The sequence below is a fragment of the Photorhabdus cinerea genome, assembly GCF_011189575.1.
Lineage (GTDB): Bacteria > Pseudomonadota > Gammaproteobacteria > Enterobacterales > Enterobacteriaceae > Photorhabdus > Photorhabdus cinerea.
Map to the genome: position 1 here is coordinate 86,737 of NZ_PUJW01000018.1, position 10,025 is coordinate 96,761.

Genomic DNA, 10,025 nt, shown 5'->3' on the forward strand with positions numbered 1-10,025 from the left:
ATAATTATTTATGAAGTTTTTTTAACCCTTCAGGATTTTTGTTTTTCAATAATTCCCAATATTCTTTATAGGCATTAATAAGGACTAGTTGATGTTTTTCTGATAATGAATCTATAGTTTCTTTATCATAATATGAAAGCAGTCTCATTCCATTGATAAATAATTCTATTGAGCATTTGTTGACTTCAATTTCTAATCTGTAATCAGCGGGTTCTATTTTGTTATTTATAGAGTTTTCATTTTCTTTAGATAGCCCAGTGATGGGTAATATAAATAATAATACAATTGGGAATTTTTATCATTAAACATAATGAGGTGTTATTCAAAGTCAAGAAAAAATATCGGGTTAAATAACCCGATATGGGTTAATTAAATTACCTGGACAAATCGACCGTTAATTAATGAAAAAATCGGCGCGATAGTAGCCAGATCTGTATCGCCATCTTCATCATCAACGTAATAGGATATTGGGGAATTCTTTAAGTCTGATTTATTCACCAATCTGACCATTCTGCCCTCGTTCATTATTTTAACTTTGTAGTCATTCCAGTTAATTGGTATCATTTTAAAACTTTTTTCTTTAAAATCTTGATGAAAAAATTTGCTGGTAAAGATACTCTCTACACTTTCACCGGTTGACCAAGCCCAGGCTTTAAGCGCGACTTTTTGTTGTTCCCGGATAGTATTTACGTCTTTGGCATGATATGCCTGCCAGACAGCCATATAAGCCTGTTGCAGTTGTCGGCGCTGTTCCGGTGTATCGGTATAAGGCGTTGCTTTAACCCATTCCCAGTCAGGTAACCCATTGATTTTTACCGTTCGGCTAAACCGGTATAAGGTCATATTGGGCGGGAATTTTCGAATATTGAAGAAGTTTTTATCTTTATGTCCGGCTTCTACATTATCTGCTTGTATCACATGGCGTACAACTGGTGTACTGATAGCTGCGTATTTGGTTTCATCCTTTGATTTTGTTGCCACGGGCTGACCATTTTCATCAATCCTTACTTCAATCGTTGTCAGAATCTGGTTGTTTTTACCACGCATGGCGGTCAGCTCCAGCTTGCACTTCGCTTCAGGATTGAAATGATTACGGGCTTTATCTGACAGTTTATCTTGGGAAAACCAGCTTAGCGCCCCGAACTCTAGGCTGATTTCATTTTCGCCATTGGCCATTAATAGCATAGAGCCAGTGCTTCCAGTACCAAATCCTCGGCCGGCTTGGGCCGAATTACGGTTACTGAATCCCGTTACGCCATTGGTTTTAAGATCACAAAAGACATATTGGATATCGAATACACTACGAATATAGAGTCTGGGTTCATCTGCGTTAGCACTAAACATAAAAATGGCGCTTGCTGAGAGTAATAGTGAGAAAAGAAGAGACAACTTTAATTTCATTTTTTTACCTTCAAGTTCTTTCATCTAAATTTATTATGGAATAATAACTGATCTATTATTTAAAGAGGGATAAATCCTCTTTGTCTTTCAAATTATCATCGGGTTAAAATAAATCTTACTCCATCAAAACGATATTTTTGATTTAATGGTATCTTGTTTTTATCAATAAATGCAAGCGGTGAAGGAGACATAAAAATAACCCGACCATCAAGAGAAATATCAATTTTAGATTGATTGAAATCTAAAGGTAAAATCTGAATGTCAGGTGAATTTATAATTTCATCTAATCCTATTGATGAAAAGTAATCATCATTATTACCACCATTAGCTCTGACTGATTCATCCAGGAATTCTTTATGCAGTTGCTTCAATCCTTTAAGATCTTTGCTTTTTAAGAACGCCCAATATTCTTTATAGGCAGAAATAAGCGCTGATTGATAGTTTTCTGGTAATGAATCTATAACGTTATTTTCTTTTGAAAATTGATAGGAATTTACCCAGTTCCATACAGGGTAATCACTCTTTATGTCAAATTGTTGTGAATATTCATAATAGTATTTTTCGTTGTTATGATTTATCTTGTTGCGGCCTAATAATCTCGCCAATTGTTCATTTTCCGATTTTATATCAAGAGATGAGTCAGAGATATTATGTTATATATTATCATTAGGATTGTATTTTATACTCATAACTGGTTTTAGATCAGGAGTTTCGAATCTATTTCTTGCCTCTAGTGTGAAGTTACATATTGAACCTGAATCGAAAATATCCTTTTTTTCTATTTGATGGCCAAGTATAGAATTGTATTGTATTATTTTTAGGTTTCAGATATTCACCTATGCCGATTAGTGTATTCATCGGTTCTTTATCATAATATGAAAGGATTCTCATTCCATTAATAAATAACTCAATTGAGCATTTATTTACTTCAATTTCTAATCTGTAATCAATGGGTTCTATTTTGTTATTTATAGAATTTTCACTTTCTTTAGATAGCCCCGTGATGGGTAATATAAATAATAATACAATTGGGAGTTTTTTATTATTAAACATAATGAAGTGTTATTCAAAGTCAAGAAAAAATATCGGGTTAAATAACCCGATATGGGTTAATTAAATTACCTGGACAAATCGACCGTTAATTAATGAAAAAATCGGCGCGATAGTAGCCAGATCTGTATCACCATCTTCATCATTAACATAATAGGATATTGGGGCGTTATTTAAGTCTGATTTATTTACCAGTCTAACCATTCTACCCTCATTCATTATTTTAACCCGGTAGTCATTCCAGTTAATTGGTATCATTTTAAAGCTTTTTTCTTTAAAATCTTGATGAAAGAATTTGCTGGTAAAGATACTCTCTTCACTTTCACCGGTTGACCAAGCCCAGGCTTTAAGCGCGACTTTTTGTTGTTCCCGGATGGTATTTACATCTTTGGTATTATAGTCTTGCCAGACAGCCATATAAGCCTGTTGCAGTTGTCGGCGCTGTTCTGCTGTATCAGTATAAGGCGTTGCTTTAATCCATTCCCAGTCAGGTAAGCCACTGACTTTTACCGTCCGACTAAATCGGTATAAGGTCATATTTAATGGGAATTCTTTGGCATCAAAATATTTTTTATCTATGTGTCCGGCTTCTACATTGTCTGCCTGTATTACATGGCGGACAATCGGGGTGCTGATAGCGGCGTGTTTGGGTTCATTCGTGGATACTATTGTTTCAGGTTGACCATTTTCATCAATCGCTACTTCAATTGCTGTCAGAATCTGGCTGTTTTTACCGTGCATGGCAGTCAGCTCCAGTTTGCATGTCGCTTCAGGGTTGAAGTGATTACGGGCTTTATCTGACAGTTTATCTGGGGAAAACCAGCTTAGCGCCCCGAACTCTAGGCTGATTTCATTTTCGCCATTGGCCATTAATAGCATAGAGCCCGTGCTTCCAGTACCAAATCCCCGGGCGGCTTGGGCTGAATTACGGTTACTGAACCCCGTTACGCCATTGGTTTTAATATCACAAAAGGCATATTGGATATCGAATACGCTACGAATATACAACCTGGATTCATCTGCGTTAGCACTGGACATAACAAGCACTCCTGATAATAGTAATAACGATTTTAATTTCATTTTTTATCCTTTTTTCTTTCTTATCTCATTCCTGGGAATCCCGTAGTGATAAATGGGATATTATCCAGCTTAGGTTTAGGGTTATAACCCATTTCCCACGGCGTTGTTTCAGCCCCTGGGACTGTCTCAGGCCGGGTAATAAGCCGTTCTTCCCCTAGCAGATTTATTCTTAACGGGGATTCGCTGGCCTTTAGTGGATCGGCAATGACCCACTTCTTCTTGACTTTAGCAATAGATTTTTTCTTCTTATCTGCGTTTATATCAGCCTCTATTTCAATTTCAGCTGTAATCCCATCATGGTAACCGACGAGATCGATCCCCTTATCATGTTGATCGAATTTAAAACCCGCCGCCGTTTTGACAGCGCCTTTCGCATTTAGCGCAACTTCCATTATCATAATCCTGGTCTTAAAAGCGGCATTTATTTTTCCTTCCAGGCTTAATTTCAGATCATTCTTATTACCGGCATCAAAAGTCCATTGCTTGCTTTTATAGGCAGCACCCAGCTGAAAGGACAGATTGCAGGCTAAAATAAGGCAACATTCAATCTCTAAGTAGTTTTTATCATTCGCATTCTTACGTTCTATTGCTTTCCGGAATTTGGCGGCGATTTGGTCTATCTTGCAATAAGCGGCACCCATTTGGATAAGGTCCAGTTTGGCGGTCATGCCCATAAACGGGGCGGCACTGAAACCCACAAAATGGGAACTGTCATCGACTGAGGTGAATGCGGTGTTAAGCTATCGCCTTGGCGGGCGAGAGGGATCCCATCGGCTTTCACACTGGTGGAACCGGAAATCACCGGTGTCGCTTCACAATCATCATGTGCGGTACCGATATCACCCATTTTTACTGCGTTTCCCATTGTATTTTCCTTATTTAAGAGAAATTAAGTTTATTTTGAAGAATAAATTTCCTATTCATTAAATAGGATGGAAACTTCTTTTTATTGCATGTCATTAGCGAGTTGTAATAAATCTTTCATTACCAATATAATATTGAGGGTTTATTGGAAACTTTGAATGACTCTCTTTGTTAATAAGTCTTCTTTGTTATTCGTGTTCTTATGTTATTATCGAGTTAAAATAAATTGTTTTCCATCGAACCGATATTTTTGATTTAATAGTGTCTTGTCTTTACTATTATTTTTGTTAATAAATACAAGTGGTGAGGGAGACATAAAAACAACCCGGCCATCAAGAGAAATATCAATTTTAGATTGACTAAAATCTAAAGGTAAAAGTTGAAAATCAGGTGAATTTATAATTTCATCTAATCCTATTGATGAAGAATAAATTTATAAGCCTGAATGTCATATCTCAATGAATTTCGATTTTTCTTTTGGTTATAGTTCATAATAGTCTATATTCCGATTTATTTTGCATATCGTTTAGAGAAAACATATTTCTATATAAATGATTGTTGCGGGAGATTGTTATTTTCAGCCTAAGATTGATTTCATCTTAGGCTGAATGATTATCGTGATTTTTTTACTTAACGAGCAATCATCACTTTGCCGTTAATAATCGATAAATAAGGGTTGTACTCAAAATTTTTATTCGTAGCTTTATTGTCTAATACAAGAGGTGAGCTGCCTAATGCTCCTTCTTCCAGCCGGAACAATCGTCCTTCTTTATAACTTACCAGCTTATATCGGCTCCAATCAGGTGCTCTGACAACATAATTTTTATCATCTAATATTTCTTTAAAACCGAATGAGTTAAAGAAAGTCTCTGGTCGGCTATTTTCACCTATCGCCCATTCTTCCCAGGCGAGTTGACTCATTTTCCATAATTGATTTAAATCTCGTTGATGTAAGGTATTGCTGATTTCCAGATAGAAGTTTTTTATCGCTTCTATATCATTTTTTTCTGAAACGGGCCGCGCTGTTGTCCACATCCAGTCCGGTAATCCACTGAGCGTAAAGGTTTTCTGTGCGGCAAATAGCCCTTCTTCCGCTTCTATTTTTGACATGGCTGCGTAATCAAAGCCGGCCTTACCATTTGGTAACTGGCTCTGCGATTCTCGTGTTGTGGCATTGCCTTTATCATCAACAGTCAATTTGATATGGCTGATCACTTCATCTTTATCATCATACGGAGACGCTTTAGTGAGGGTGGCTTCACACTCATTGTCTGGGGAAAAAGTATCCGAGTTTTCATCCAGAGACCCCATCAGCAATTCCATCGTATTCTGACCATTTTCGACAAAGGCCGTGACATTAAAGCCACTGGATTGTGTGCCTGTCTTTGACCCGACATTATCCAGTGCCATCACGCCATTAATTCTCGCCACACAGAGACTACGCTGGCTCTTAAACGACAACAGATATTTGTGTTCGATCATAGGTGTTTTCCCCAATGTGGAATAACTTATCATAAGGAGTAAAATTAGCGGAGTACTAACCCAGAGATACCCTGAATTTCGATTTTTCTTTTGGTTATAGTTCATAATAGTCTATATTCCGATTTATTTTGCATATCGTTTGGAAAAAACATATTGCTATATAAATGATTATTGCTGGAGACTGTTATTTTCAGCCTAAGATTGCTTTCATCTTAGGCTGAATAATTATCGTGATTTTTTTACTTAACGAGCAATCATCACTTTGCCGTTGATGATCGATAAATAAGGGTTGTACTCAAAGTATTTATCTTCCTTTTTATTATCCATTCGGATAGGTGATCCTCCCCATACACCAAATTCTAGTCGGAATAGTCGCCCTTGTTTATAACTTATTAGTCTGTATTTACTCCAATCGGGTGCTCTGACGATATAGTTTTTGTTTTCTAGTTTTTCTTTAAATCCAAATGAGTTAAAGAAAATCTCTGGTTGGCTGTTTTCAGCTCTTGCCCACTCTTCCCATGCAGGCTGACTCATCTTCCATAATTTATTTAAATCTCGCTGATGTAAGGTATTGCTGATTTCCAGATAGAAGTTTCTTATCGCCTCCATATCATTTTTTTCCGAAACTGGCCGCGCTTTTGTCCACATCCAGTCCGGTAATCCACTAAGCGTAAAGGTTTTCTGTGCGGCAAAAAGCCCTTCTTCCGCTTCTATTTTTGACATGGCTGCGTAATCAAAGCCGGCTTTACCATTTGGCAATTGGCTCTGAGATTCTCGTGTTGTGACATTGCCTTTATCATCAACAGTCAATTTGATATGGCTGATCACTTCATCTTTATCACCATACGGAGACGCTTTAGTGAGGGTCGCTTCACACTCATTGTCTGGGGAAAAAGTATCAGAATTTTCATCCAGAGACCCCATCAGCAATTCCATCGTATTCTGACCATTTTCAACGAAGGCAGTCATATTAAAACCACTCGATTGTGTTCCAGATTTCGAATCACTGTTTTCCAGTGCCATCATGTCATTAATTCTCGCCACACAGAGACTATGATGTGTATTGAGTGACAATAGATATTTATATTCAATCATATTTGTTTTTCCTGATACTGAATAACTCATCACTAGTAGTAAAGCCAGCAAAGTATTAACCCAGTTGTACTCTGAATTTTGATTTATCTTTTGGTAACGGTTCTTGAAGTATCCACTCTTTTTCAATTTCATCTTGTAAATTTTTCTTATCCGTTGATTGCTGACCTTTAATTTTTCCACTATTTTTCTCCTTTTCTTTTCCAACTCCTACCCCATAAGCTACATTGCTCTTCGCTTTAATCCCTTCATGATAAAAGACCAGATCCAGCTTATCTTTCCGGCTGTTATCCAATGCAACACACACTTCAGCCATAATTTCAGCGCTGGCCTTAAAATATCCCTCTACAGCCCAATACCGGACACCACCCCGAATATTGGTTTCTGCGCCAATAGCCAGGCTGCCTTTGACCAACGCTCCGGGCTCAAAATGCCACTCTTTCTTCTCATCCGAAGCCCAACTGAAACCCAAATCGATGCTGCCTTTCACGATTAAATCCAGTTGAACACCAAGATAGGCACCATCTTTGCCCCGTTTAACTTCTTGTTCCCGTTCTTGCCCATGTTCACGAATAGTTGCCACCAACGTATCCAGTTTATAGTAATTCGCAAACATCTGGATAACATCCAGTCGGAGGGCTATGCCGAACAGCGGGGCGGCTTTTATCCCCCCTTTACATTTAAAATAAAGCTGATTTGTAGAACTTTGACATAATGCGCCTTCGCCATGAAGATTAATGACCGGATATAAAATTTCGGCAGATAAGAGTTTGATTTCGTCTGGTTTCTTGCCATCCGATAAGACCTTGTTAATTTGTTTAACCGAGTTTCCCACCGATTCAAGCAAATTCAGCTTATGAGTGCCTTTTTTGTACTCCTGTTCTAATTCTTTGGACCATTTACGCGTTTCTTTTCCACGGGTAGAAGAGATTTTGCCGGTAATGGTCAGGGTGTTGGTGACTTCATAGGGTGTCGTGTATTTTCTTGTTAATCGTTTTTCGTATCGGGAGCCAGGTCTGGCCCGGTTAGGGTAATTTTCGCGAAAGGTTTGACGCCGTTGTTCGTCATTAAACTCTTCAATCGCCTGTTTCAGCCCAAAAAAAACATCCACCTCAAATTTCTCAAGAAGCACTAAATTGATAGCCGTGTAAAAGACCGGCTTTTTACCCACGAAAATGTTTTTTATTTCATTGTAAATATTAATTTTTTGGGGAACAAACGGCTCCCCGGCGCACTCGGTCACTCGGATAAAATAGGATGATTTTTCCAGGCCGGCGAGTCCATTATTGGGAATAACAAACTTATCAATAAAACGGAAAGGATTATTTTCCTCTAATGAGAAACCCCCGGCAGGCAATCGGTAAGCAATTTTCCCTTTATACGGTTGAGCCGGAGAAAATCGGGCAATGTGTTGAAAAACATTATCATCATAAATATCACCAATCGGACACTGAGAATTATTGGAGGCACAGCCTTTACTAATTGACTTGATCGTTAAGGGAATAGGCTGGTCATCTTCTACCACCATATAAATGGCGGGGAAAAATTTTTCCTGTATATAACTGAATTTTTTGTCACCAAGGGTAATATCAACGCGGTGTGTGCAGGTATCCGGGTTTTTGCAATCACAAATGGCGTTCCCGGCAGCTAATGACGTCATTATTATTTCCTCTGGCTAATATTAACGCGGTCGTTACCGAGGGTTACCCTGCTGCAACTGACTGCATCATCGGTTTTGGCCGCAGATTTACCCTCAATCAAAACCGTACTAAAGCTTGCTGCAATAATCCGGGGATGGCATGAAGGCGGTACTAAGACATCACCGATTTTCATGGCATTTTCCATATTCTTTCCTCATGTCTATAAGGTTAAGATAATTAATATTAAATCACAGTGGTACACTACCTAATTCCTGTAATAACAGCTTTTCTGCCCGTAAATATCCCGGTTCGCTGTCATTCTCCAGCAATGTTTTATAATGAACGGGCAGTTCTTCTATCGAACAATATTTATGTAATACAAATAACTTCATTAACCCCCGAATACTGCGGTCATCCGTAATACTGATATTTCTGAACCACGTGAATAGTGTACGGGCATAATCAATGTAATTAAGTCCTTCTATTCTTCCCCACTCATCAATGAATGAGGCCAGTTTCTGCACATAACGTTCTGTAAAAATAATCTGGATCTTTTCCAGTTGTTCTGGCGTGATCGATAACATCTTTCTTTTACTGCTAGCACCCCGAGGAAATTGTTTTCTGGCGGCGTGAAAATTATCCTGCCTGTCAATGCCCGGATAATTTGTGGCAATTTTATCTATCGGCCCGAGAAAACAGTGAATTTCCCAGTCACTCAGGATGCTGAGAAAATCCCAGATATTGCGCGGGTCATAAAACCGGAAAAACACCGGTTTAGACTGATCGGGCAATAAGACCTGAAGGTATTTACGCAGATGCTGGCGCAGTGTTCTCATGTCGGCTTGCGAGTGTAGGAAGATCCCCCAGGGTGTTCCCCATTCTGCCAGAAAAAGCCCGACTTTTTCGGTCACTTCCACCAGATACGGGGCCACTTTCAAGAGTTCAGGCTGTAAAGACTCGTCATACAGACACGTCACAGGCGGGTCAAAGTGTTCCAGGATAAAAAACAGCCGGGGTTCGGCGGCACCGTCAATGACGGCATAATATTTTTCTTCTGTCATTACTGTTTATCCTTCATCGGACAGTGCGCCACGAACAGGGAGCCGGCACTGGCGGCGGCCTGTAAAATCGCCGGATTCGCCGGTTGCAATAAGTCCCCCGGGCTGCCCCCGGAATTGAGATTAATGGCCGGGCCTTTGATATCAACGCCTCCGGCATGAATGACGATAAAGTTACCGCCGACTCGCAGGCTGATTTTGCTGCCACTTTGCACAGTGAGGTCACCGTTGGCGTCAACACTGAATACGCCCTGGATTTTTTGGGCCACATCACCTTTGACCTGCAAGGCGTTGTCACCGTCAATCTGGGCAAGATAGTTCCCGGTCGTTTTATGCTCCTGTTGCCCTTCTACGGTTA

Annotated in this window: 10 protein-coding genes and 1 pseudogene; all 11 read right to left on the reverse strand. The window is 39.2% G+C overall.

The annotated features are described in order from the left end of the window. Positions 1 to 369: 369 nt before the first annotated feature. Positions 370 to 1,401 (reverse strand): hypothetical protein, encoded by a 1,032-nt coding sequence (locus C5469_RS16820; protein ID WP_166309101.1) that lies wholly within the window; start codon positions 1,399 to 1,401, stop codon positions 370 to 372. Between the two features lie 95 nt (positions 1,402 to 1,496). Then, positions 1,497 to 2,006 (reverse strand): hypothetical protein, encoded by a 510-nt coding sequence (locus C5469_RS16825; protein ID WP_166309104.1) that lies wholly within the window; start codon positions 2,004 to 2,006, stop codon positions 1,497 to 1,499. Between the two features lie 508 nt (positions 2,007 to 2,514). Further along, positions 2,515 to 3,489, reverse strand: coding sequence for a hypothetical protein (locus C5469_RS16830; RefSeq protein ID WP_242689505.1), 975 nt, complete (start codon positions 3,487 to 3,489; stop codon positions 2,515 to 2,517). 62 nt (positions 3,490 to 3,551) lie between these two features. Further along, on the reverse strand, positions 3,552 to 4,205 hold the full coding sequence (locus tag C5469_RS16835; RefSeq protein ID WP_242689506.1) for a hypothetical protein: 654 nt from the start codon (positions 4,203 to 4,205) through the stop codon (positions 3,552 to 3,554). Continuing rightward, positions 4,196 to 4,396, reverse strand: a complete 201-nt coding sequence (locus tag C5469_RS16840) for a hypothetical protein (protein ID WP_166308926.1) — start codon at positions 4,394 to 4,396, stop codon at positions 4,196 to 4,198. The genes C5469_RS16835 and C5469_RS16840 overlap by 10 nt, the downstream gene beginning before the upstream one ends. Before the next feature lie 629 nt (positions 4,397 to 5,025). Beyond that, the gene (locus C5469_RS16845; protein WP_166309110.1) at positions 5,026 to 5,877 is read right to left on the reverse strand and encodes a hypothetical protein; all 852 of its coding nucleotides are present in this window, start codon (positions 5,875 to 5,877) and stop codon (positions 5,026 to 5,028) included. 243 nt (positions 5,878 to 6,120) lie between these two features. Then, positions 6,121 to 6,972 carry a hypothetical protein gene (locus C5469_RS16850; RefSeq protein ID WP_166309113.1) on the reverse strand — a complete coding sequence of 284 codons (852 nt, stop codon included), beginning with the start codon at positions 6,970 to 6,972 and terminating at the stop codon, positions 6,121 to 6,123. A gap of 55 nt (positions 6,973 to 7,027) precedes the next feature. Next, a complete protein-coding gene (locus C5469_RS16855) occupies positions 7,028 to 8,629 on the reverse strand; it encodes a hypothetical protein (protein WP_166309116.1) in 1,602 nt (533 codons plus the stop codon). A 2-nt stretch (positions 8,630 to 8,631) separates the two neighbouring features. After that, the gene (locus C5469_RS16860) at positions 8,632 to 8,814 is read right to left on the reverse strand and encodes a hypothetical protein (RefSeq protein ID WP_166309119.1); all 183 of its coding nucleotides are present in this window, start codon (positions 8,812 to 8,814) and stop codon (positions 8,632 to 8,634) included. A gap of 43 nt (positions 8,815 to 8,857) precedes the next feature. Further along, positions 8,858 to 9,670: a DUF4123 domain-containing protein gene (locus C5469_RS16865; RefSeq protein ID WP_166309122.1), complete on the reverse strand. Its 813-nt coding sequence runs from the start codon at positions 9,668 to 9,670 to the stop codon at positions 8,858 to 8,860. Next, positions 9,670 to 10,025 (reverse strand): annotated as a pseudogene (locus tag C5469_RS16870) (type VI secretion system Vgr family protein); the annotation flags it as partial. The pseudogene C5469_RS16870 and the gene C5469_RS16865, both read right to left, overlap by 1 nt.

Excerpts from the sequence above, each read along its gene's own strand:
- C5469_RS16820 (WP_166309101.1), bottom strand. The coding sequence starts at position 1,401 with ATGAAATTAAAGTTGTCTCTTCTTTTCTCACTATTACTCTCAGCAAGC.
- C5469_RS16830 (WP_242689505.1), bottom strand. The coding sequence starts at position 3,489 with ATGTCCAGTGCTAACGCAGATGAATCCAGGTTGTATATTCGTAGCGTA.
- C5469_RS16835 (WP_242689506.1), bottom strand. The coding sequence starts at position 4,205 with ATGGGCATGACCGCCAAACTGGACCTTATCCAAATGGGTGCCGCTTAT.
- C5469_RS16840 (WP_166308926.1), bottom strand. The coding sequence starts at position 4,396 with ATGGGAAACGCAGTAAAAATGGGTGATATCGGTACCGCACATGATGAT.
- C5469_RS16845 (WP_166309110.1), bottom strand. The coding sequence starts at position 5,877 with ATGATCGAACACAAATATCTGTTGTCGTTTAAGAGCCAGCGTAGTCTC.
- C5469_RS16850 (WP_166309113.1), bottom strand. The coding sequence starts at position 6,972 with ATGATTGAATATAAATATCTATTGTCACTCAATACACATCATAGTCTC.
- C5469_RS16855 (WP_166309116.1), bottom strand. The coding sequence starts at position 8,629 with ATGACGTCATTAGCTGCCGGGAACGCCATTTGTGATTGCAAAAACCCG.
- C5469_RS16860 (WP_166309119.1), bottom strand. The coding sequence starts at position 8,814 with ATGGAAAATGCCATGAAAATCGGTGATGTCTTAGTACCGCCTTCATGC.
- C5469_RS16865 (WP_166309122.1), bottom strand. The coding sequence starts at position 9,670 with ATGACAGAAGAAAAATATTATGCCGTCATTGACGGTGCCGCCGAACCC.